The following is a 3596-nucleotide window of genomic DNA, read 5'->3' on the forward strand; positions in this document are numbered from 1 at the left end:
CCTGTCAGGAAAACAGGCTATCGACAGCGACTCGGGAAGGGTCACCCTCAGGGCGGAGTTCGCGTAGTAGTCCGAGAGCGGGAAAGCCGTTTACATGGCGAAGGCGGACAGGGAATCGGTACAACTTCAGAGCCGGACCGGGCCGCCGGGGCGGAAGCGAGCCATGGACTTGGCTCACCAGACAGATTATGACTGGGTACTCAGCGTGCAACGAAAATTGTATCAATGGAGTCAGAAACATCCCACCGAAGCCTATCGGGAGTTATGGAACTGGTTAACAGATCTGCGTAACTTACGAGAAGCCTGGCGTCGCGTAGCCCGGAATAAGGGCAAACGCACACCAGGAATTGATGGGATGACCGTCGGAAGCATTCGCCAGCGCATTGGCGAAGCCCCATTTTTAGAGACCCTTCAGCAGCAGTTACGGACGGGATCATATAAGCCCAGCCCCTGCCGCCGGAAGTTAATTCCTAAACCGAGCAAACCAGGGAAATTCCGTCCACTGGGCATTCCGACGATTGCGGATCGGCCGGGCCGCCGATGCGGTGGTACAAAGTGCCATCAAACAAGTAATGGAACCCATTCTGGAAGCACGCTTTTGGCATGTCTCCTACGGCTTTCGGCCGGGGAAAGGCTGTCATGGAGCGTTAGAGCATATTCGTATGAGTATGCGTCCCCGGAAGGTGAATAAACAGGATAACAAACGTCATGAGATGCCCTATCAATGGGTGATCGAGGGCGATATTCAAGCCTGTTTTGATCACATCGATCATCACCAACTGATGGACCGGATTCGGCAGCACTCGGCTGACCGACGGGTTAACCAGTTACTGGTTCAGTTTTTGAAAGCAGGCATTCTGTCAGAGGAACAATTTCTGCGAACCGATGCAGGCACTCCGCAAGGGGGTATTGGTGCGCTGCGAAGCGCTTAGTGATAATACTCATAAGGAGGGTAACAACCTCTGATAGGAGATGGCATTCCCCCCAGAATGCCAAGGCTGATTCGGCAGGTGATGGACAAAGAGCAAGAAATCATCTGAAGCCCGGAGAACAAGGGACAACCCGCTGGCACCCTGTTACAGCGCAAGGTTCCAAGCCTGAGTTTGACTATGGTTACGAAAGAAACCTTTGTTTGAAGCGTCCTCACCTTGAGCGCACTACCAAAAGACAGGGATGGTGCGAGACAGTAGGTAGCCAGCCTTTCACTCAACTGGCGAAACGGTCATTGATGCGACCATACTGCTCTGGTTATAGGGGTATAAACCATCGGCTACTGTCGGGGATACTGGGAGTGTATCCTACGGGCGTAAAGAAGGAACCTACCGTCAAACGTACCACGTATCACTAAGTGAACGTAGGAAGCGTCACGATTGGTCAACATGACTGGGTTAGCTGCAACTGATGAAGTCGTGACGTGGCAGAGTGGTCGTAGTAGTCAGCGAGAGGGAAAGCCTCTTACAAGGCGAAGGACCACAGTCATTGCAAGAGAAACGTTCGGGAAGTAGAAAGAACTAAGATGTATGTTCGACATTATCAAAACCCAACGCAGTCTCGCTCTAAAGGCAACGCATCAACCGGCTCATCGCTTCAACGATTTGTATCGGTTGATGTGCCGACAGGAGTGGATACGTAATGCCCTCGATCATGTGCTCTCGAATCAGGGCGCACGAACGGCGGGAATTGACGGCCTAACCAAAAAGGCTTTCGTGTCGGAAACGGCACGAAACGACCTGATAGTAGAGATACAGGAAGAACTGCGTCAGAAACAGTTCAAACCGTATCCGGTCAGGCGCGTCCACATTCCTAAAGCAAACGGGCAGCAACGACCACTGGGTATTCCAACCCTGAAAGACCGGATAGTGCAAATGCTATTGAAAATGATATTAGAACCCATCTGGGAAAGTGACTTCCTGAACTGCTCCAACGGCTTTCGGCCTGGTCGCAGAACGATGGACTGCATTGCCCTACTGGACAGCTACATTAACAATCGCAACAAGTACTATTGGGTCATTGAAGGTGATATTAAAGGAGCCTTTGACAATATCCATCATACGATATTGCTCAATCTGTTGGCACAACGGATCGCTGATCAACGAGTTCTTAATCTGATCGACCACTTTTTAAAAGCGGGCGTGATGGAGAATGGCCTCTTCAAAACAACGGAGGTAGGCACACCTCAAGGCGGAATTTGCTCGCCCTTGCTGGCAAACATATACCTGCACCAACTCGATTTGTTTTGGTGGAATAAATATGGAAACCTCCATCGAAAAGAGAAAGAACGTCGTCGAAGCTTACATCAGGGAAATTGTGCGCTCATTCGGTACGCCGATGATTGGCTATTACTAACCAATGGCAGCAAAACAGAAGCCCATCGACTTCGGGACGAAATCCAGACATTCCTAAAAGAGGAACTTAAACTGGAACTGTCCGTGGAGAAAACCCACATTACTCATGTGAATAACGGCTTTGACTTTCTGGGTTTTCATGTTCGACGCTACACAGCAGCTAATGACCGGGCTAAAGTAATCGTAACGCCCGGTGCTAAAACTGTTAATCGGCTGAAAACGAAAATTCAAGAGATGACTGACCGAAAGTGGTTTCGGGATAGCCCATTGTTAAAGATCAGTGCGCTAAACGCAGTGCTACGAGGATGGATTATGTACTATCGCCATTGCAATGCCAAAGAAACAGCAAAAGACCTGGACTTTTGGGTCAACCAACGCCTGTTTATCTGGCTGCAAAAGCGACATAGGCTTACGCCAACGCAAATTATTGCCCTCTATAAACACCGCCAAAACGATGCCCGTGACAACTGGGGTATTCGCAATGGAGAGACAATGCTGTTTCTCTATCGAATGAGCGACCTGACTCTAACGAAGTACCGGTCACGGCATCCGGCTAACCCATATCTAGTGGGCGAATGGATCACTACGCTGGTAGTAGATACAGGCCCACAACCAAACACCGTATGGCTTGGCAATACGGAAGATCATGGTGTGTGGCGGGAACTGAAAGAAAGCATAAAAGCCGAGCGCGGAGCGATATGTGCCCAGTGTGGGAGTCCAGATGATTTGGATCTTCATCATCGCCAAGCCAAACGGAAGGGTGGTAAGGATGAGAAAGAGAATCTGGAATTACTCTGTCGCCGATGTCATGCACAAACAGCGAGCTTTGGAGATCACAGTCGATTGCAATGATGGAAAGCGAAGTGACGGGAAACTGTCACGCTTCGTTTGGAGAGAGGGATGAGAAAACACGTATAATGAAAGTTATAAAGGTGCGTCTTGTCCCTACTCTATTTTCCCCTTTGCTGGCCAATGTAGCTCTGGGTTTGATCGAAGAACGCTACGAACGGTGGGTTAACCACCAAACAAAGCGTCGTCAAAGTCGCCAGTGCGATGGTATCAAAGCCGCTATGTGGTCCCGAAGTGTGGATCGTCAGGCCGGTCGGGCGGTGTACTTTCCGTTTCGTTACGCTGACGATTTTGTCATTTTGGTGAGTGGTACTCAAGAAGATGCACTAGTGTTCTAACCGGGTATGTTTGACGGGTATAAACGTTTGAGTTTTACACGGGCGTCGTCGGTCGTAAACTGCC

5 protein-coding genes are annotated in these 3596 nt (G+C 49.9%); all 5 read left to right on the forward strand.

What is annotated here, in order from left to right; genetic code table 11:
* Positions 1-192, forward strand: a 192-nt coding sequence (locus AC23NW_RS35880) for a hypothetical protein (protein WP_487455487.1), incomplete at its 5' end; no start/stop codon positions are given.
* Positions 164-691 carry a reverse transcriptase N-terminal domain-containing protein gene (locus AC23NW_RS35885; RefSeq protein WP_487455480.1) on the forward strand — a complete coding sequence of 176 codons (528 nt, stop codon included), beginning with the start codon at positions 164-166 and terminating at the stop codon, positions 689-691. The genes AC23NW_RS35880 and AC23NW_RS35885, both read left to right, overlap by 29 nt.
* Positions 573-932, forward strand: coding sequence for a reverse transcriptase/maturase family protein (locus AC23NW_RS35890; RefSeq protein WP_487455482.1), 360 nt, complete (start codon positions 573-575; stop codon positions 930-932). Before AC23NW_RS35885 ends, AC23NW_RS35890 begins: the two co-directional genes overlap by 119 nt.
* Before the next feature lie 588 nt (positions 933-1520).
* Entirely contained in the window at positions 1521-3197 is a 1677-nt protein-coding gene (gene ltrA, locus AC23NW_RS35895) for a group II intron reverse transcriptase/maturase (RefSeq protein ID WP_487455484.1), read from the forward strand.
* Positions 3194-3532 (forward strand): hypothetical protein, encoded by a 339-nt coding sequence (locus tag AC23NW_RS35900; RefSeq protein ID WP_487455486.1) that lies wholly within the window; start codon positions 3194-3196, stop codon positions 3530-3532. The genes ltrA and AC23NW_RS35900 overlap by 4 nt, the downstream gene beginning before the upstream one ends.
* The last annotated feature ends 64 nt before the right edge of the window (positions 3533-3596 follow it).

It is taken from the genome of Arsenicibacter sp. R0_47 (assembly GCF_057652235.1).